17 protein-coding genes, 1 tRNA gene and 1 pseudogene are annotated in these 20824 nt (G+C 36.8%); 18 read left to right on the plus strand and 1 reads right to left on the minus strand.

The annotated features are described in order from the left end of the window. Positions 1 to 108: 108 nt before the first annotated feature. The 15 genes and pseudogenes from AC3FI7_RS03190 to AC3FI7_RS03260 all read left to right on the plus strand — a co-directional run bounded on the left by AC3FI7_RS03190 (position 109) and on the right by AC3FI7_RS03260 (position 18173). Positions 109 to 4456, plus strand: a pseudogene (locus tag AC3FI7_RS03190) (CusA/CzcA family heavy metal efflux RND transporter). Between the two features lie 2 nt (positions 4457 to 4458). Beyond that, complete coding sequence (locus AC3FI7_RS03195) at positions 4459 to 5613, plus strand: efflux RND transporter periplasmic adaptor subunit (protein ID WP_491461380.1); 1155 nt, start codon at positions 4459 to 4461, stop codon at positions 5611 to 5613. Positions 5614 to 5655: 42 nt separating this feature from the next. Beyond that, entirely contained in the window at positions 5656 to 6120 is a 465-nt protein-coding gene (locus tag AC3FI7_RS03200) for a heme-binding domain-containing protein (RefSeq protein ID WP_491461381.1), read from the plus strand. A 68-nt stretch (positions 6121 to 6188) separates the two neighbouring features. Next, the gene (locus tag AC3FI7_RS03205) at positions 6189 to 8696 is read left to right on the plus strand and encodes a cation-translocating P-type ATPase (RefSeq protein ID WP_491461382.1); all 2508 of its coding nucleotides are present in this window, start codon (positions 6189 to 6191) and stop codon (positions 8694 to 8696) included. Between the two features lie 51 nt (positions 8697 to 8747). Further along, a complete protein-coding gene (locus AC3FI7_RS03210; protein ID WP_142722622.1) occupies positions 8748 to 9137 on the plus strand; it encodes a hypothetical protein in 390 nt (129 codons plus the stop codon). Positions 9138 to 9248: 111 nt separating this feature from the next. Further along, positions 9249 to 9692 (plus strand): thioredoxin family protein, encoded by a 444-nt coding sequence (locus tag AC3FI7_RS03215; protein ID WP_491461383.1) that lies wholly within the window; start codon positions 9249 to 9251, stop codon positions 9690 to 9692. 6 nt (positions 9693 to 9698) lie between these two features. Further along, positions 9699 to 10625, plus strand: a complete 927-nt coding sequence (locus tag AC3FI7_RS03220; RefSeq protein ID WP_491461384.1) for an FAD:protein FMN transferase — start codon at positions 9699 to 9701, stop codon at positions 10623 to 10625. Then, positions 10622 to 10852, plus strand: coding sequence for a DUF4266 domain-containing protein (locus tag AC3FI7_RS03225; RefSeq protein WP_142722625.1), 231 nt, complete (start codon positions 10622 to 10624; stop codon positions 10850 to 10852). Before AC3FI7_RS03220 ends, AC3FI7_RS03225 begins: the two co-directional genes overlap by 4 nt. 33 nt (positions 10853 to 10885) lie before the next feature. Beyond that, on the plus strand, positions 10886 to 12076 hold the full coding sequence (locus AC3FI7_RS03230) for a DUF3570 domain-containing protein (protein WP_343658345.1): 1191 nt from the start codon (positions 10886 to 10888) through the stop codon (positions 12074 to 12076). A 152-nt stretch (positions 12077 to 12228) separates the two neighbouring features. Further along, positions 12229 to 12302 (plus strand) — tRNA-Ala (locus AC3FI7_RS03235). 802 nt (positions 12303 to 13104) lie between these two features. Further along, on the plus strand, positions 13105 to 16428 hold the full coding sequence (locus AC3FI7_RS03240; protein ID WP_491461385.1) for a type VI secretion system Vgr family protein: 3324 nt from the start codon (positions 13105 to 13107) through the stop codon (positions 16426 to 16428). Between the two features lie 10 nt (positions 16429 to 16438). After that, positions 16439 to 17059: a hypothetical protein gene (locus AC3FI7_RS03245; protein WP_491461386.1), complete on the plus strand. Its 621-nt coding sequence runs from the start codon at positions 16439 to 16441 to the stop codon at positions 17057 to 17059. Positions 17060 to 17142: 83 nt separating this feature from the next. Continuing rightward, the gene (locus AC3FI7_RS03250) at positions 17143 to 17472 is read left to right on the plus strand and encodes a hypothetical protein (RefSeq protein ID WP_491461387.1); all 330 of its coding nucleotides are present in this window, start codon (positions 17143 to 17145) and stop codon (positions 17470 to 17472) included. Between the two features lie 5 nt (positions 17473 to 17477). Beyond that, positions 17478 to 17831, plus strand: a complete 354-nt coding sequence (locus AC3FI7_RS03255) for a DUF4280 domain-containing protein (RefSeq protein WP_491461388.1) — start codon at positions 17478 to 17480, stop codon at positions 17829 to 17831. 135 nt (positions 17832 to 17966) lie between these two features. Next, positions 17967 to 18173, plus strand: a complete 207-nt coding sequence (locus AC3FI7_RS03260; protein ID WP_491461389.1) for a hypothetical protein — start codon at positions 17967 to 17969, stop codon at positions 18171 to 18173. Between the two features lie 45 nt (positions 18174 to 18218). On the opposite strand, the gene AC3FI7_RS03265 is transcribed toward AC3FI7_RS03260, so the two are convergent. Beyond that, positions 18219 to 18455, minus strand: coding sequence for a hypothetical protein (locus AC3FI7_RS03265; RefSeq protein ID WP_491461390.1), 237 nt, complete (start codon positions 18453 to 18455; stop codon positions 18219 to 18221). Positions 18456 to 18820: 365 nt separating this feature from the next. Here AC3FI7_RS03265 and AC3FI7_RS03270 point away from each other — a divergent pair, with 365 nt between their 5' ends. The 3 genes from AC3FI7_RS03270 to AC3FI7_RS03280 all read left to right on the plus strand — a co-directional run bounded on the left by AC3FI7_RS03270 (position 18821) and on the right by AC3FI7_RS03280 (position 20567). Then, on the plus strand, positions 18821 to 19015 hold the full coding sequence (locus tag AC3FI7_RS03270; RefSeq protein ID WP_491461391.1) for a hypothetical protein: 195 nt from the start codon (positions 18821 to 18823) through the stop codon (positions 19013 to 19015). 259 nt (positions 19016 to 19274) lie between these two features. After that, positions 19275 to 19817, plus strand: coding sequence for a peptidoglycan-binding protein LysM (locus AC3FI7_RS03275; protein WP_491461392.1), 543 nt, complete (start codon positions 19275 to 19277; stop codon positions 19815 to 19817). Positions 19818 to 20021: 204 nt separating this feature from the next. After that, entirely contained in the window at positions 20022 to 20567 is a 546-nt protein-coding gene (locus AC3FI7_RS03280) for a peptidoglycan-binding protein LysM (protein WP_491461393.1), read from the plus strand. Positions 20568 to 20824: the final 257 nt, after the last annotated feature.

Consider the following 20824-nt stretch of genomic DNA (forward strand, 5'->3'; position numbering starts at 1 on the left):
GGAAGGTATTCTGTTTCTCAGAGTGTCTGTACGTAATGCAGATGCACTCCGTCTATGCTTCAGAATACCGGAATTTTATCACGAAAATTAAGATTAATCAATCATTATATGCTTACAAAAATCATTGAGTTTTCTGTAAAGAATAAACTCATAATTGCATTGTTGGTATTGGGACTCATTGGTGTGGGATCTTATCAGGTAACCCAGCTGCCAATAGATGCAGTACCGGATATTACCAACAATCAGGTACAGGTTATTACCACTGCGCCATCTTTTGGTGCGACAGATATAGAACGGCTTGTAACTTTTCCCATAGAACAGGCCAACAATAATATTTCAGGATTGAAGGAAATCAGGAGTTTCTCCAGATTTGGACTTTCTTTGGTTACGATTGTCTTTGAAGATGATGTTGATATTTACTGGGCAAGGCAGCAGGTTGCCGAAAGACTTCAGCAGATACAGTCTCTTATCCCACAGGGAATTGGAAATCCACAGCTTGGACCTATTTCCACAGGGCTTGGCGAAATTTTCCAGTATGTGGTAAGACCCGAAAAGGGATACGAAAAAAAGTACAATATCACAGAACTCCGTACTATTCAGGACTGGATTGTAAGAAGACAGCTTTTGGGTGTAAAGGGAGTGGCGGAAGTAAGCAGCTTTGGAGGGAAACTGAAACAGTATGAAATTGCTGTAAATCCGGACAGGCTTAATGCCTATGGAATAACAATCAATGACGTATTTGATGCATTGCAGGCCAACAATCAGAATACTGGAGGTGCCTATATCGAAAAAGGACCTACTGTTCTTTACATCAGGAGTGAAGGATTAGTAGGAAGTATTGAAGAAATAAACAATATTTCTATTGCAACCAAAACAAATGCTGTTTCTCTGTTTATACGGGATATTGCTGAAGTGAAAACCGGCTTTGCCACCCGTTATGGAGCCATGACTTTTAATGATCAGGGAGAAGTTTCAGGAGCTGTAGTAATGATGCTCAAAGGCGAGAACAGTAATCAGGTCATAAAAAATGTAAAGGAAAAAATTGCCCAGGTTCAGAAAACCCTTCCGAAAGGAGTGGTGATAGAGCCTTTTCTGGACAGAACCAAAATGGTGAACAATGCCATCGGAACAGTAGAAAAAAACCTTACAGAAGGAGCATTGATCGTAGTCTTCGTACTGGTTTTATTTCTTGGAAATATAAGAGCAGGGTTGCTGGTTGCCTCCGTTATTCCTTTGGCGATGCTTTTTGCAATATGTATGATGAACCTCTTTGGAGTCAGTGGAAATCTGATGAGCCTTGGAGCTCTGGATTTCGGACTGATTATCGATGGAGCAGTGATTATTGTGGAATCTGTTTTACACCAGTTCAGTCACAATTCAAAATTTAAAAAGATATTCTCTGTCGGAAAATCCGAAATGGACACTGTAGTTATAGAATCTGCAGGGAAAATGATGAACAGCGCTGTTTTCGGACAGATTATCATTCTGATTGTCTATCTCCCGATCCTTACCCTGCAGGGAATCGAAGGAAAAATGTTTAAACCGATGGCTCAGACCGTAGCTTTTGCACTCCTCGGCGCATTTTTGCTTTCACTGACCTATATTCCGATGATGAGTGCAGTATTGCTGGGAAAAAGAAGTGCTAAACCTACTTTGTCAGACAGAATGATGAAAAAGGTGGAGAAAATATATCTTACAGTTTTACTCAAACTTCTCAGAGTACCCAAAATAGTTTTTGGTGTTGTGGCCATCCTGTTTGTAACCGCTGTTTTCATTTTATCTAAAATGGGAGTTGAATTTATTCCTTCTCTTGAGGAAGGTGATTTTGCTGTAGATACAAGGGTTTTGCCCGGCAGCAATCTGACGACAACGATTGAAAGTACCCAGAAGGCAGCACATATTCTTAAATCCAGATTCCCGGAAGTGGAAAAGGTGGTTACAAAAATTGGAAGCGGGGAAGTACCTACTGATCCGATGCCGATGGATGCTTCAGATATGATGGTTATTTTAAAAGATAAAAAAGAATGGACCTCAGCATCCACTTTTCCGGAATTAGCGGATAAGATGGGTAAACAGCTGCAGGAGGTACCTGGAATTACGGCCAGCTTTCAATATCCTGTACAGATGCGGTTTAATGAACTGATGACCGGAGCAAGGCAGGATGTGGTAATCAAAATTTTTGGAGAAGACCTTGATGTGCTTTCCCAAAATGCGCAGAAGCTTGGAAAAATTATAGAAACAGTAGAAGGGACCCAGAATCTTTACATCGAACCTGTTTCGGGAATGCCACAGGTAATCATAGAATACAACCGCCCCCTGATTGCCCAGTATCATTTATCTGTTTCGGACATCAACCGGGTGGTCAATACTGCATTTGCAGGACAAAGTACAGGATTGGTCTTTGAAGGAGAAAAACGCTTTGACATGGTGGTACGCCTGGATACCAAAGACCGGAAAAATGTTACCGATATTAAGAACCTTTTGGTTCCCACACCTTTTGGAAATCAGATTCCGCTGTCTCAGCTTGCTAAAGTGGAAGTGAAGAATGGTCCCAATCAGATTCAGAGGGAAAACGCTCAAAGAAGAATTGTAGTAGGCTTTAATATAAAAGGCAGAGATGTTCAGAGTATTGTAGAAGAACTTCAGCATAAGGTAGATCAGAAGATGAAACTTCCTACGGGGTATTATATGACGTATGGAGGCTCGTTCGAAAACCTTAATAACGCCAAACAGCGCCTTATGATAGCAGTTCCTATTGCTCTGGCTCTTATTTTCGTTATGCTTTTCCTGGCTTTTAATTCTGTGAAAGAAAGCTTGCTGATCTATACTGCGATTCCTCTTTCGATTATTGGCGGTGTATTTCTGATGGCGCTCAGGGGAATGCCTTTCAGCATCAGTGCGGGTGTAGGATTTATTGCGCTCTTCGGGGTAGCGGTGCTCAATGGAATCGTGTTGATCTCAGAGTTCAACCGTCTTCACAAGAGAGGAATTAAAAATATCGTAAGAATCATTATAGATGGTGGAGAATCGAGGCTTCGTCCGGTGCTGATGACAGCATTTGTTGCTTCACTTGGATTTATTCCGATGGCGGTCAGCAACGGAGCTGGAGCTGAAGTACAGCGGCCTTTGGCAACGGTGGTTATAGGAGGTTTGATGGTTGCAACTTTTCTTACCCTGTTTGTTTTGCCATTATTGTATGTAACTATTGAAAAAGGATTTAAAAATGAAAGAAATAAAAAATAAAAAAGGAATATCCGTTCTGATCTTTATCTTATGCTTCGGTTTTGAAGGGCTGGTAAGCTCCCAGACTCCCGTTACGCTACAGGAAGCTGTTGATATTGCTCTGAAAAATAACAGAAATCTCAAAAATGAAAAACTAAAGTCAGAATATACAAAAGCTCTTATCAGGTCATCGTCTGATATTCCTCAAACGGGAGTAACAGTAGATTATGGGCAGATCAACAGCGCACTGACAGATATGAAATTCGGAATTTCACAGAATATAGCATTTCCGACAGTGTATAAAAAGCAGAAGAATGTATACACGGAAGAATGGAAAAAGTCCCTGCTGAATGTTTCTCTTAAAGAATATGAGCTGAAGAAAGCTGTGAGTCTTACCTTTTATAATATCCTCTATGGGAAACAAAAAGAAAAGCTTCTTCAGGAAACATTAAAGCTGTACACTGATTTTCTGGATAAGGCGAGCATCCGTCTGAAAGCAGGTGAGAGTAATATTCTGGAAAAAACAACAGCATCCAATCAAAAATCGGCTATTGAAATTCAGCTGAAGCAATTACGCCAGGAGCTTTCTGTACTGGGATATCAGCTTCAGTGGCTTTTAAATGCAGAAACAGATTTCCTTCCGGAAGATCAGAAAATTTATAACGGAGGTCTTAAAGAAGAACTCAGTTTACATCCGGCAATCAAATTACTGCAGCAGCAGAAGAACATTTCTGAACAGCAGATTGCCCTTGAAAAGGCAAAAATGCTTCCCGGGCTTCAGCTGGCTTACAATCTCAACAGCTTCAGAGGGATGGGTGCTGATGATAAAGTATATAACGGTGCGCCTCAGTTTCATTCTGTACAGCTTGGAGTTTCGGTTCCCGTTTTTTCAGGTTGGCAGAAAGCCAGAGTTCAGGCCGCGAAAATTGCTGAATCTGTTGTAGAAAGTGAGATTGCCAACATGGAGTTCAATCTGCAGAATCAGTACAGAAAGGCATCCGGGATTTATCAGGCTAATCTTGATATTGTTTCTCAATATGAAAGCTCAGAATTGAAAAATGCCGATATCATCACTGAAACAGCTAAAAAACAGTTTCTTGAAGGAGAAATCAACTATCTGGAATTTGTCATCCTGATCAATCAGGCTGTCACTTTAAAAAATAGCTATACCGATGCCGTCTGGAAGCTGAATCAGAGTGCTATAGAGCTGAAATATCTTACTTTAAATCCATAACAATGAAACGTATATTTAAAATCATATCATATTCCCTGTCAATAATTGGATTGCTCATGTTTTATGAGTGTAAAGACCATGGAAAAACAGAGCCGGCGCCGGCAACAGTATCTTCAAAAGATGAAAATGTAGTAATGCTTACCGATGCGCAACTGAAAAATGCACCTATAGTAACAACGGTACTCTCCCTGCAGAAAATTTCCTCCGTTTTAAAGCTGAACGGAATGATAGATGTACCGCCACAAAATCTGGTTTCTGTCAGTATTCCTTTAGGCGGATACCTGAAATCAAGCAGTCTGCTTCCGGGAAAGCCGGTGTCAAAAGGGCAGGTGATTGCAGTGATAGAAAATCCACAGTTTATTCAGCTTCAGCAGGATTATTTAATGGCAAAGTCTAAAAATCATTTTGCCCAATTGGATTATAACCGTCAGAAAACGCTCAACCAAAGTCAGGCCACCAGCGATAAGGTAATGCAGCAGGCCCAGTCTGAAATGAACAGCCAGAAAATCCTGATGAACTCTCTGGCTCAGCAGCTCCGACTTATCAATATCAATCCTGAATCTCTGAATTCCGGGAGTATTCAGAAAAGCGTACCGGTTTACAGCAGCATCAATGGCTTTGTTAGCAAGGTGAACGTGAATGTCGGTAAATATGTGAATACTTCTGATGTCCTTTTTGAACTCATTAATCCGGATGATATACATCTTAACCTTAAAGTATATGAAAAAGATCTGGCAAATCTGAAGAAAGGGCAGAGGTTTGTCGCCTATACCAATACCGAACCTGATAAAAAATACTATGGTGAAATCCTGCTGATCAGCAAAGATGTGACCCCTGGCGGATGGGCTGAAGTACATTGTCATTTTGAAAAATATGACCAGAGCCTTGTGCCCGGAATGTATATGAATGCCGAAATTGAGACCAGTACCTCTTTTTCCAATGCTGTTCCTGAAGAGAGTATTGTCAATTTTGAAGGAAAAGACTTTGTCTTCGTAGAAGAAAAAAAACAAACCTACCGACTTACTCCTGTTACATTAGGCGAAACAGAAAACGGATTTGTTCAGATTATAAATGCTGACGATTTTAAAAATAAAAAAATAGTCATCAAAAATGCATATACACTTCTTATGAAACTTAAGAACACTGCAGATGAATAAAAATTATAGTAAAATAAAAGAACTTATAAATAAATACAAATTATGAAAACATCTTCTTTAATAAAAACAGGAGCAGGTTTTATAGTCCTGTTACTGATTGTAATTCAGTTTTTTGATACTGATGAAAATATAGCGGTGGTTCCTTCGGAAAATGCTATTGAAAAACATTACCGGGTTCCGGATCATGTGCAGGGAATATTAAAAACAAGCTGTTATGACTGTCACTCCAACACTACTGCTTATCCGTGGTACAATAACATACAGCCTGTGAAATGGTGGCTGGCAGATCATGTGAACTCGGGAAAGCGGCATTTCAATTTTGATGAATTTTACAGTTATTCAAAAGAGAAAAAATTAAAGAAACTTGATGAAGTGGCAGAAACGGTCAGAGAGGGTGAAATGCCTCTTACATCTTATACGGTTGTTCACCAGAATGCAAAGCTGAATGATACTCAAAAGTCAGAAATTGAACAATGGGTAAAAGAGGTTAAAAAGCAGATTGAATAGAAAAAACAGAAAACATTACTCTGATATAATAAAACAATCAGTAAATTTAATATCCATATCCATTTCCTATGAATTACAATATACCGGAAGACTTAAAAGGACTTACAGACGCTGAAGTAGCCGATTCAAGAAAAAAGTACGGATATAACCGCCTCGAAGCAGTTAAGAAAGAATCATGGGCAGATCTTCTGCTCAACATCCTGAAAGAGCCGATGCTGATTCTTCTTATATGTGTTTCCTTCATTTATGTTCTTACAGGGGATTATGGAGAGGCTTTATTCATGTTTGCGGCTATTGTCGGAGTTACTGCAATTTCTTTTTATCAGGATAACCGGAGCAAAAAGGCGCTGGAAGAACTTGAAAAGCTCAATGAACCATTGAGTAAGGTGATCAGGGATTCAAAGATTATAGATATTCCCACTTTTGAAATAGCAGTCGGAGATCTGTGCATCACCGAAGAGGGAAACCTCATCAATGCTGATGGAAGAATTGTTCACAGCAACGATTTTTCTGTCAACGAATCTTCCCTTACGGGCGAGAGTTTTTCTGTTTTTAAGGACAGCAGATCTGAAGATAATAAAGTCTATAGCGGAACAATTACGGTTTCCGGACTTGCGGTTTTTGAGGTTGAAAATATTGGAAAAGAAACAAGAGTAGGGAAAATAGGACAGTCTATACTCAATATAAAAACAGAAATATCTCCTTTACAGCTTCAGATCAGGAACTTTGTAAAGGGAATGGCTGTTATCGGAGTCATCATTTTCCTGGGAGTATGCATTTTCAGTTTTGTTAAAACGGGAGATTTTGTGACCAGTTTATTGAGCGGGCTTACATTGGCAATGTCTGTTCTTCCTGAAGAAATTCCCGTAGCCTTCACAACGTTTATGGCTTTGGGTGCCTGGAAGCTGATGCGGGAAGGAATCATTATTAAACGAAGCAGTATTGTAGAAACGCTGGGAAGCGTTTCTGTGATCTGTACTGATAAGACAGGAACGATTACGGAAAATTCCATGCAGCTGAAGCATCTTTATGACTTCCGTTCCGACAGGATTTATGAAGAGTCAGAGTTTGGAATGAAAGAACTGTATGAGCTCATTGATTATGCAATGTGGAGTAGTGAGCCTGTACCTTTTGATCCCATGGAAATTACATTGCATAAGATCTATGAGCAGAACCGAAAGCCTGATCAGAGGAAAGACTATCAAATGTTTCATGAATACCCGCTGGAAGGTAAACCGCCGATGATGACCCATCTTTTTGAAAACGAACAGAAAGACCGGATTATTGCGGCTAAAGGAGCTCCGGAAGCCATTATCGGTGTATCCAATCTTTCAGAAGAAGAAAAAAGTAAAATAAGAACGTTAATAAAGAATTTCGGAGAACAGGGATACAGAGTTCTCGGTGTTGCCAGATCTCATTTTGAAGGAAATGATTTTCCAGACAAGCAGCAGGATTTTAAATTTGACTTTTTAGGATTGACTGTATTCTATGATCCTCCTAAAAAAGGAATAAAAGAAGTATTTAAACATATCTACGATGCCGGTATTCAGGTAAAAGTCATTACCGGAGATAATGCGGATACTACCAGGGCCATTGCATTGCAGGCAGGAATAAAAAACAGTACCCCACCTGTTAATGGAAATGAAATTGCAGCATGTTCAGAAGCAGATCTTATTAAGCTTTCTGAAGATACTACTTTATTTACAAGAATGTTTCCGGAAGCAAAGCTGGAAGTGGTTTCGGCCTTGAAAGCACAAGGTCACGTTGTAGCAATGCTGGGAGACGGTGTGAATGACGGACCGGCCTTAAAGGCAGCTCATATTGGAGTGGCAATGGGAAATAAAGGAACTGAAATTGCCAAATCAGCTGCTGCACTGGTCATCACCAATGATGATCTGGATAAGCTCGTAATTGGTGTTGCTGCAGGACGACGGATTTATGCGAATATAAAAAAAGCGGTCCAGTATATTATTTCCATTCATATCCCTATTATACTCACCGTTTCTTTGCCTTTGTTTCTGGGCTGGGTATTTCCCCATATATTCACTCCGGTACATGTGATTTTTCTTGAACTGGTAATGGGGCCTACATGTTCCATTGTTTACGAGAATGAGCCAATGGAAAAAAATGCGATGCAAAGACCTCCAAGAGCATTGACAGATACTTTTCTGAACTGGAAAGAGCTTACCATAAGCATTATTCAGGGGCTCGTCATTACAGCAGGAATATTATGGCTGTATCAGTACTCTGTTAACCACGGAAATGGTGAAGCTAAAACCAGAGCATTGGTGTTCACTACGCTTATATTTTCCAATATATTGCTGAGTCTGGTGAACCGCTCTTTCTATTACAGCATGCTGGAGAGTTTTAAGAACCGAAACATCCTGCTTGCAGGGATCTCAATATTGGTTGTACTTCTGATGCTGATCATTCTCTATACAGCACCTGTTTCGGGATTTTTCAGCGTAACGGCTCTTAGCATAAAAGAACTTGGATTGACGCTGCTCACGGCCTCGGTTTCTGTATTATGGTTTGAAATTTATAAACTTATAAAAAGGCTTTACTTTAGGAAATAATTAACATGGAAAAATAATCATTCATCGTAAAAAAAAATATAATTTTGGCTTGTGAAAAAGTTGATTTCCATATTGTTGCTGTCTCTTTACTTGGTTTCTACAACCGAAGTGTATCAGCTGTTGAAGATTCCGACTTTGGTAGAGCATTATTGGGAACATAAAAAACTCAATCCGGAAATGTCTCTCACTGCATTTCTGAAAACACACTATGATCATCCCGTTAAAGATGGTGATTACGGTAAAGATCAGAAATTACCCTTTATTATTCACACGGCACCCCTGGCATTGATTTTTATTATTGGAGATCCTTTTCATTTTGAAATGAGGAACGATCATTTTAAACAGATAAAATCCCGTAAGATGCCCTCAAAGAATGATAATTTCTGTTACAAAGGCTTTCTTAGAAATGCATGGGAGCCCCCAAAATATCTGTTCTCCTGATATTTTAAATAAAAACCGGCTGCCAGCCACTGGCAGTCAGTATATACTGGATACCATGAGTTGGTGTACAGCGTTCAACTTATTCTATTAATCATTATCCATTTTAAAATAATGAAAACACTGTTTTTAACCCTGATCACGGGTATGTTTTCTATTGGTATTATGGCACAGAACCGCCTTGAAAATGCCAAAAAAGAGGCTGCTGCCAAAAACGAACTTATATTACTTAATTTTTCCGGCTCTGACTGGTGTATTCCCTGCATAAAGCTTCATAAGAATATTATCGAAACAGAAGATTTTAAAAAACTGGAAACAGAAAATATTATGGTTTATATCAATGTTGATTTTCCAAGAAATAAAAAGAATCAGCTTTCTGCTGATTTGAAAATGGAAAATGGAGCGCTTGCTGATCTGTATAACCCAAAAGGGCTGTTTCCTTATACTCTTTTGCTTGATCAGAATGGGAAAGTCCTGAAAACCTGGGAAGGGCTGCCTTCCGAAAGCGCATTGGCTTTCAGTAAAGAAATAAGGGATATACAACAGCAAAGAAAATAAGAAAAGATGCTTAGAGAATTCAGAAAGCCTATGAGGCTGATGGGAAATGCTTTTGAGATCACGGTGGTAGATAATCATGAAAATATGGCTTATCAGCATATAGAAGCTGCGGTGGCCGAAATTCAGAGAATCGAAAAACTGCTCACTACTTTCAGTGAAAACAGCCAGACCAGCCTGATCAATCATCATGCAGGAATACAGCCGGTAAAAGTAGACCGGGAAGTATTTGATCTGATTGAAAGAAGCCTTCGCATCAGCCGGATTACTGACGGATATTTCGATATTTCCTACGGAGGAATAGATAAAGGTTTCTGGAATTTTGACCGCGACATGAAGCAGCTTCCGGACCCAAAGCTTATAAAAGATCATTTAAGACTGGTGAATTATGAGAATATCCTTCTCAATCCCGAAGATCAGACTGTTTTTCTTAAAGAGAAAGGAATGAGAATCGGTTTTGGAGGGATTGGAAAAGGCTATGCTGCTGAAATGGCAAAAAGGCTGCTTCAGAAAAGAGGTGTACCATCAGGAATTGTAAATGCTTCCGGTGATCTTACTACCTGGGGAATGCAGAGCAACGGAAAACCGTGGACGGTAGGAATTGCAGATCCCGACCACGCAAAACAGCCGTTTTCTTACATGAATATCACGGATATGGCTGTAGCAACCTCCGGAAATTATGAAAAATTTGTCATCATCGATGGCAAAAAGTATTCTCACACCATCAATCCCAAAACCGGAATGCCTGTCTCAGGAGTCAAAAGCGTTACTATTTTCTGTCCGAATGCAGAAATAGCTGATGCCATGGCAACTCCTGTCGGTATTATGGGAATAAAAGCAGCGTTGGATCTGGTCAATCAGATCCATCAGCTGGAATGTATCATTATAGATGATGACAATACCGTCTATTCATCTCAAAACATTAATCTACAATGAAAAATACGATAAAAAAAATAGGAATCGGCCTGGTGACGGCTATTATTATCATGCTTATCCACTCCTGTACCGCTCTGAAAGAATATGACAAAGCAAAACTCAATGATGCAGAAATGGCATTGGGCAACAGGACTATAGAAAAAACTGAACTTAGTTTCCAATCTTACAGAGAAGGGGCCTCGGGGGCTAATTCCGGAAAAGTAGGAGGGGGATGCGGATGCAATTAGAGTGCATTACAATATATAATTTAAAAATCAGAAATGAAAAAAATTGTAATAAGCATATGGGCCCTCTTTGGGTTCGTAAGCGCTAAGGCACAGCAAAATACCGATACAGCGCCGTCCAAAAAACTGAGTTTTGATGAAGCCAATCTTGTATCCAGCTATTACCGTCAGGATGGGAATAATTCTGCGGTGACTGGGGGAGTAGGATCGGAGAAGCTTACTGATCTTTCCAATACGATAGATGTTACCATGGTAAAATATGACCGCAAGCAGCGGAAAAATAAATTCAATCTTAGCGTTGGTGTAGATCATTATACCTCAGCTTCATCAGATATGATCGACCTTAAAGCCAATTCTTCGGCCTCTCATGCAGATACAAGAATATATCCGTCACTTCAATGGAGCCGAGAGAATGAAAGTAAAGGAAGTACCATCTTCGGAGGGCTCTCATTTTCTACAGAATTTGACTATCAGTCTTACGGGATCAATATTGGATTTGCCCAGAAAACAGCCAACCGGATGGGGGAATTTACCGCTAAGTTTCAGACCTATCTCGATCAGGTAAAACTGGTAACTCCAATAGAACTGCGCACAGGAACCCCAACAGGCAGAGAGCATGAAAACTATGGAACAAGCGGAAGAAATACCTTTGCATTGTCTTTAGCGTATTCCCAGATTATCAATCAGAATTTTCAGGTTGAATTTCTGACGGATGCTGTACAACAGACGGGCTTTCTAAGTCTGCCTTTTCACAGGGTCTATTTCACAGATGGTTCTGTACATCAGGAAGCCCTTCCGGATAAGAGATTCAAGCTTCCGTTGGGAGTGCGGGCCAATTATTTTCTGGGAGACCGGTTTATCTTCAGGACCTATTACCGCTATTATACAGACAGCTGGGGCGTCAGATCCAATACCTTCAATATTGAGACTCCGGTAAAAATATCTCCTTTTGTTTCGGTAAGTCCGTTTTATAGGTATTATTCGCAGAAAGGAACAAAATATTTTGCGCCTTATGAACAGCATACTGCTTTTGATGATTATTATACAAGCAATTATGACCTGTCTACCTTTAACAGTAATTTTTACGGGGCAGGGATCAGGCTGAGCCCTAAAAATGGGTTGTTTGGAATAGAACGTCTGAATATGCTGGAAATCAGATATGGACACTATACCAAATCTGTAGGAATGAGTTCAGATATCATATCTCTGAACCTGAGATTTAAATAAGACGTAATCTGTAATATAAACCGTTTTAATCATCAGATTAAAGCGGTTTATTATTCTGCAGAAGCAAATAACAACAATTTTTCTCTAATATAGCGACAAAAAATTTGCATATATGATTTAAATACTTACTTTTGTACCGCTTAATAAAAAAAGGGGGATTGGCGCAGTTGGCTAGCGCGTTTGACTGGCAGTCAAAAGGTCACGGGTTCGAATCCCGTATTCTCCACTTTTTAAATCAAAGAGGATTTGTAAATTATTGATAATTAAATAATTGCATTTTCTCTTTTTTGTTTTTGTACCCAAACTTTTGAAAAATGCTTTTTTGAATCTGTTTGAATTTAATTAAACCTATTTGAACTTTAAGAGTTACAACTGAGTTTATTATAATGCAAATATACTGCGATTTAAAATAATGCCCGCCAGACTCAAAATAGTCGAACATTATACTTCTTGCTGTAGCTTCCCAATCAATTATAACCCAGTTTGGAATATTAAACGTAACATCTTCGTACAGCCATTGTACAAAATCTTCATTGCTGTCGTATTCGCCGTAATAAAAATTGTTTACATATTCATACAAGCTTTGAAAATCCATTTTACCTAAACAATGTAAGTACCGAGAATGAATATAAATTTTCGATAAACTATAAAGCGACTGGAACAGTACAAAGCTTTGAGTTTAAAAAGATCTCCGCTACTCAGATTCAATGGAAAGATAATGTAAGTAACACATGGAATACTTTGATTAAGTTCTAAAAAATAGCCTGGGTTGATCCACTTTCAATCAGGGCTTTATTTTATACAAACACTGATGAATAAACAGGTATAGAAAATCTGCAACATAGTACCAATACATATTATAAATAATAATTCCTATTTCATTTATTTTTAAATCACTTATATAATAATTCAGGGGTAACTTTTGGGGCGAATCGTAGTTTTACTACAATTTTTGAAATAATATCAAAAAAGTTCAGTTTTGGCATTGTTTTTATCTACATTTAGTGATATAAAACACACAAATCATAATGAAAAAAAATAGATCTAATGCCGAGAAAATTTCGGATAATCATATTGCAGGCATTAACCGTGTGGTGAAGCTTGACATTATGATTGATGGAAAACCCATCAGCCACTTTAAACATTTCCGTCTACAGCAAAGTGTCAGAACACACCATTACTTTGAACTTACTCTAGCACACGATTCATTAGGTAAAACACAAAGCCATAATTTAGAGCAGACAAAACAGTTTTTGGGAAAAAGATTAACAGTTATTTTCAAGTATAAAGACCCTGAAAACGAAAGTCCAGAACGCACATTTGTAGGAGTTATTATGAAGGTAGCATTTAGTCAGGAAAAGATGAGTCTGGGAAATATCGTATTGAAAGGAAATAGTCCTACCATTCTGATGGATTCTGCTCCGCATACTCAAAGTTTTGGAGGCAGCCAACCAGTCAATACTTCCATTATTGCTGATAGAGTGATCAAAGAAGCATTGAGTAACAATGATTTTGATATTAGAATAGATACGCAAAACAATAGTTATATCAACTACAGTTCACAATATTGCGAAACCCATTATAATTACCTTGCCAGAATTGCAGAAGCTTATGGGGAACAATTCTATTATGATGGAGAAACGCTACACTTCGGAAAGTTACCACCTCATGAAAAGTCTATAAAGCTTATTGATGGCAGTAATATCAATGGGATACAGATAGAGTTAAATGCGATACATATAAAGCCTGAATATTTTGGATACAATAGCAGTAATCACGCAAAGATGATTGGTGTTGATAATCAAATCAAGCATCTTGGTGAACTATCATCTGAAACTTATGAACTTAACAACAATATTTTTAAAACCCGCTCACTGACTCCTGCTCCCGTTAACCCTAATATGTTTCTAGATATAGATGATTCACAGAAAAGTGCAAGAGGGAGTAAAGCTGTAGATGTTTTTACCGTTTCAGGAAAAACGACAGTACCATTTCTATTTACAGGTTGTGTTGCAGATCTAGCTATGAGAAAACCAGATAGTAGCGAAACCTCACACTTCACTACATTGATGATGACAGAAGTAAATCATGAGGTGGATGCAAGGGGATACTATACAGGAAGCTTTGAAGCTATAGCCGAAGGAACTGGTTTTATGCCTAAACCTTTTTTTGTTGTGCCAAAAGCTGAGCCACAAGTAGCAACTGTAATCTCTAACGTTGATCCTTTAAACCAAGGAAGAATACAGGTAAGATTTGACTGGCAATTGAATGATACAACTCATTTTATCCGAATGATGAGTCCAGATGCTGGAGGAACAGATGCAGTAAGTCAAAACAGAGGATTTGTTGCTGTACCTGAAATTGGAGATCAGGTAATGGTTGGCTTTGAATATCATAATCCAGATTTTCCTTTTGCAATGGGTGGAATGTTTCATGGAGGTGTAGGATTAGGTGGAGGTATGGATAATCACTTAAAATCAATACAAACACGCAGTGGAATAAAGGTTTTAATGAATGATGCGGAAAAGAGCATTACGATAGAAGACCCAAGTGGTAATATTTATTTTATGGATGGACAAGGTAATATTAATGTCACTGCTCCCAACAAAATAATAATGAATGCCACAGATATTCAAATGAATGCTTATAACAATTTGGAAATGAATGTTTCAAATAACGTAATCATTAATGCGATGTCAAAATTCTTTGTTTTTACGCCATTTATGAAACAAGTTGTAAGTGGTTTTATGAGCTTCTTTAGTGGCAAAGCGTTATTCAGTAGTCAAAACACTTTAGATATTGAAGCCAAAGAAGCTAAATTACATGGTACAGAAAAAACCCTTGTGCATTCAGATAAACAAGCTGTTATTAACAGCAAGGGAACTGCGGAAATGTACGGAGAAAGCGGAAACCAGCTTGGGAATACTGCTAAACAGGCAACAACAGCCCCACCTGAACAAATTGCAATTGCAATGGTATACTTCAGACCTAATACTGCTTGGAATGGAAAATTTGGGTTTGATTGGATAAGGGAAAAAGATAATGGGCTTGCTCCTGCCAACGACCCTGCTTATGCAGATATTATTGAAGGAGGATATAAAGACGGTATAACAGATTTGACAGGGGGAGCAACAGGTACAGCCTATACACAGCTAAAAACTCAATATTCAATTATTCCGATTTCAAGAAAACCGTTACCAGCTGGCACTCCTGCTCCTGCAACAACACCATCAATTGAATACATTGTGCCTTATCTGACCTTGTTTCCCAAAGATTTTGTTGATGCGATGCCTGCAACAATAACAAATAAACCAAAATATGAAGCCGAGTTAAAAGTTTTGGTAGAAATAGAAGAAGATATAGATAAATTAGAATTTGATTTGACTTCAATTAATACATCTACAGATACATTGATAACCATTGACAAAGTAACTTTACAAGATAAAACCAAAACAGCAGGATTAGTTAATTCAGCAGATTCCACAATAAAAATAACTTGTTTGAAAGACTTAACGGCAGATAAGGAAATTAAAATCTACGCTTACCCAAAAGGAAGTAGTGCAAAAACACCTGCCGAACAGCTTACTCTAAAAACATTGGTAGGAAAAATCATAATTTTGAAAAATGATGCTACGGCAAGGAAGAATCAAAAGTTTGTTTTAGTTTCAGTAAAAACTAACATTAATAATGTGGCTGGTAATGACAAGACAGGTATATTTTCTCCATCAGAACAACAAAGATTACAAGAGGGGTTATATCAATGTCTCATTACCAGTGAATTGGAAACTGGTCCAATATTGGACTTGAGCGGAGACCCAAAATTCCAGCTTATAACCGATGCACATGGTAATAAAACGTATGGGGACTATATTTTCAAAAATACCTCAGGCAGTTTAAGAAATACGGACGGTAATATTCATGAAGATAAGGCTGGTATTTTTGATTATGTAAAAAACTTATATATCAGCCAAAATCCTCAATATACGGGTTATTATACTATGTTTAGTTTTAATGAAAATACATATGATAGTTTTTATGACCCTTCAACAGGTTCAGCAGGAGCAGTTCCTGGGCAGGTTCAGAGTATAAAAATAAAAAATGTATTTTTATTTAACGGTATACAAGGTGCGGTAAGGGGGAGTGATACTATTTCTCACGAAGGATTACATGGATTAGGTTTGCACCACACCCATAAAGACGGAACTCCAATAAAAGAAGCTGAAAGAAAATTTGTGTATGCAAATGGAAATAGTAACCCAACAAACTCCACAGATAATATTATGAGTTATGGTCAGAAAATGAAAAAGTCTACGTGGAAATGGCAATGGGATATTGTAAGAATCAACGTGTAAAGAACATCATATGAAATATATATTATTAGCAGTATTATTAATAAGTACATTCAACTGCAAAGGACAAAAAAGCAATACATTTAACCCGAAAGAAATGAAAACATTTAATATACAAAATTTTGAGAAAAATAAAGGTAAGCAAGGTTATGTCAATGAATATCATTACACACTCATAGACAAGTCAGAAGTTAGAGAATATTCTACTACAGTTTCTCCTAATAATTCCGAATTGAGATATAAACGAGAAATTACTAAGAAACATAGTCCTTTTAAATATTCCTATACTTACTATGGAAATTCATATTTATATGCAGAAATAAATGAATTTAATAATTCTTTGCTATTGGCAAAAGAATACGACAAAAATGGCAAACTTATTAAAGAGACAAATTTTGATAAAAATTTCAAACATACATTTGAGCAGATACATGATAGTGTTTTAAAGGAAAAAAAAGTTGATATATACGATACGAGGCAAGCGGTTGCGTTAAGACATGACACTCCCGATGCTGCAATTAAAAAATATTATCAGATTCACGTTCTTGATAGTAAATTTGTGGATGGCGAGTGGTTTTCGAAACCTGATTATAGTTTTATTATTGATGATAGTACGGGAAAAATTATTAAATAAAGCGAATTACAAAAATAATAATCATTATGTATTTATATAGAATACTTATTTACCCAATACTTTTAGTATGTTCAATACATTTTATGTTTGGTCAAATTATATTTACTAAAAAATATAAGTCATTGACAGGACATTCGTGTAAAGAAAGAACTGACGGTGGATGTGAGGTATATTCTTATGCAACTTTGATATTTAGTAAGAAATCTGTAAAAATCATATCAGAAAGTAAATTTTCATGCTTTCCAAAAGAAATAGAGAAAATTTACGATGATGTAAGCAAGCCAATAGTTACAATAGCAAAATATCAAATCAAAAATAATAAAATCTATATAAAAGACTTTCAATATTCTCCTTTAATTATTGGTAAAAAAGAATTAGTATATAATAATGTTATTTTCAAATTAGAAAAATAATTCCCATGTCACAAAAAATCACAGATACCGCCCAATTATCCTGTAACCAAGGAACAACACCAAGTAATCTAAGTGTTACCAGCCAGAACTTTTCTACGGCTGAAGGAAAATATATTGCTACAGAGCAGGATAAACAGGCAAATACAAACATAAAACCATTTGGGCAGTGCAAGTTAAAACCGACATCAGGTGGTTATTTGCCTTGTATTCCTGTACCGACTATGTGGCAGAAAACTACAGAAAAAGATACTATCAATAATTACAAGATTCTTACAGAAGATTCATTTTGTATGTGTGGGGCAGGTGGGAAAATTGACGTAGTAAACAAGGGACATGGAGAAAAACATGACATACAATAATCCCTTCATGATTAGCTTTATGATGAAATTCATACAAATTTCCTGCTGAAAATTGTATACTTAGTGATATAAAACAGGTAAATTATTTTTTACTTGTTACCATTTCTACCTTGTCTAACACAAATATTGATAATCATGGGTTACTATTTAATAAACAGAGACGATCCTGATAAACCATTCTCACAGTATGTAGAAAGAATTGAAGATTTAATTTATCATATCAAAGGTGATATAAATGACGCTATAATTGTATCTGGAAAAAAGAAGTCACAACCCTTTTTCTTGAGAGACTCAGAAGAATACAAAAACCTATGTAGCGAAAAACTACGGATTGCAAAATAATATATATCAGTATATTAACTGACTTGATTTTTTACAGCAAAGCTATTATTGCGATTTAACAATATTACTTATGTGTTCATTTGAGTAGGTAAGACTAATTGCTGTTAGATTATCTTCAACAAATTCTATCCCTTTACTTGTTAATTTGCCTGATCTGACAGGGTTTTTCAACCACTCAATTTCTTTTTTAAAAGAATAGTCTGAAACTAAGTAAGAAGGTTTATTTACTATTGCGTAATCTTTCCCCGAATTATCTTTAATAAAAAAATGATCATCTTTCATTTTAATATTTCCAGCTAAGTTTTCTTTGCTAATAATACAAGCTTTAAATGTTTCAGGTTCATTGGTCCATTCTAAGAATATAATTGGATGTTGATTTTTTTGAGAATTCCAGAAAATATCACCTTTGTTAAAATTTAATTTTTTTGTTTGTATAGTTTTTTATATAAAATAATCTTTCTAAATCTATAAATTATTAAAAATCTTCAAAGTTGTTAAAATAAGAATATTTATGGAAGTAGAATTCAGGGAAAATAGGTAGTTTATTTTGATATAAAACTTCAAGTTTTCAGAAATTTTAAGAAATCCAGAATAAATTTAACTAATAAATCATTAATTATAGGTGCTAATGATGTTGAAAGACCGATATGCTTTGGGCTATTAGAATCCTACTCGATAGAGGACTAACTGATTATGAATTAGAACGAAAGGACTTTGATTTTTATGCATTTGAAGAAATTAATGAATTTGAAATTTGTTTATGTTTTGAAGATGTAACTGAAGATTGTGTTGTTTCAAAACTAAAAGGGAAAATAAGTGATGATGATAAACTTATATTATAATATAAAGCATACAGAGACAAATGTGGTTACAAATAAATATCAGTGCTTTGCAGATGGGTTCAAATCCCTTCCTTTCCGCAAATGCGCTTTGAAGACGATATATGAAGGTTTAAAAAAAATGTGGTAAAATCGTGGCAACTTTATGATGATAATACACGCAATGATGAAAAAAGTCTTGGTAATGTCAGATAATGTTATTAGCTTTATAATGAGTTCCTGAATGACAATATTTTATTACACCTCATTAAATTTATTAATCATGAAAAACCAAATCTTTATCGCTGCACTGTCTCTGGGAGCAATCGCCTTGGGAACCAAATGGGTTAAGGCACAACATTCAGAGCAGTTGAGTACAACAGTCAATATTATTTTATCGGATGTTATTGCAATGGATATTGGCTCTGCTGCTTCAGAAGGTGCTGTAGATTTTAACTATGGGAGCACAAAAGATTATAATTCTTCTAAAAATATAACCATTCCCAATAGTTTAGTCATTATTTCCTCCAAAAATTTTGATGTAAAAGTAAAATCTGAAGGTGCACACTTTGTAAGTGGCGCAAATGTAATTCCTGTAGATATATTACAGGTAAAAGCAATACCAGGTGGAAGTCTTATGGGAACCCTGAATGAGGTCACTTTATCTACTACAGACCAGGTGCTGGTGAGTAATGCAAGTTTAGGTTCCAAACAGTCTTTAAATATTGCCTATTCTATTTCGGCGGAAAAAGCATCCAGGGTACTTCTTGGAAAACCGCAGGGAACTTACACTCAAAAAATAACTTATACTGCAACTGCTTTATAATATAACGAAAAGCAATTTTATATAAGCCCTCAATACTTTCTAAGTATTGAGGGCTTTTCTTTTTAAATCAAATGAACCGGCCGTGTAGTGATTTTACTACATGAACTTCCTTTTTCCACTACAAAGAAACTTTTATCGTCGCTGTAGATTTGCAGTATACAAAAGAGAACAATTAAATAAAAATAACAATAAAATATTACCATCATGAAAAAACAAATCGTAATCACAGCCTTAACTTTTGGAGCAATCATATTTGGAACTAATAATGTTCAAGCTCAAAATACCACTGCAACCACGACGGTAAACATCACCCTGAACGATGTCATCTCTATTGATGCAGGAAGTACAGCAATTGGTAATACCGTTGACTTTAACTATGTTACTGCAGCAGATTATAATTCTGATCAAACAGTGACTAAAGCCAACTCTTTAAAAATTACTTCCACAAAGAACTTTAATGTGAAAGTAAAAGCAGGAGGTGCTAATTTTATGAATGGGACCAACCTGATTCCTGTGAATGTTTTAACAATTAAACCTTCTACTGCTGCCGGAAGTATGGGAGGAACAAAGACCGCTGTAGTGTTATCTGCAACAGATCAGACTTTGGTGTCTAATGCTCCGCTTGGAAGTGCATTAACACTGAATTTAGATTACACTATTCCAGCAGCGAAATCATCATCATCTGATATTTTAGGTAAACCGGCCGGAACGTATACGCAGACAGTAACTTATACTGCAACAGCTTTATAAATAAATTTTCATATTAATATTTTGTGATTTGGTGTTTCGAAGGCTTCCTACGGGAGGCCTTTGATTTTGTATGTATTGATATGGTTATAGAGAAATTCAAAATCCGGGAATAAGTATCTGTCAGCTGTGAGGTAGAATCTATGTTATAACAGGAATTTATATAAGCCCTAAGTACTTCCAAAGTACTTAGGGCTTTTCTTTTTAAATCAAATGAACCGGCCGTGTAGTGATTTTACTACATGAACTTCCTTTTTCCA

It is taken from the genome of Chryseobacterium sp. TQ-BC-N36, assembly GCF_058382295.1.